Raw genomic sequence first — 200 nt, forward strand, 5'->3', positions numbered from 1 at the left:
GAGCCCCAGCCAGGTCACAAAGCCAAACAGAAATGTTTGGCTTTTTTTTTTATTTATACTACTTTCTTTTAATCTAATTCCCTTTTGAGTATTTCAGCATGAATTCTGATCGATAGGTCTCTCCTATTGGAATTTCAAATTCGTTCATATAAATGGTATGATTATCAAATGAAATAATATGGGATCAGTATCAAAAGTTG

Origin of the sequence: Empedobacter sp. UBA7611 (genome assembly GCF_002484365.1) — a bacterium.
In the GTDB taxonomy this organism is placed as follows: domain Bacteria; phylum Bacteroidota; class Bacteroidia; order Flavobacteriales; family Weeksellaceae; genus Empedobacter; species Empedobacter falsenii_B.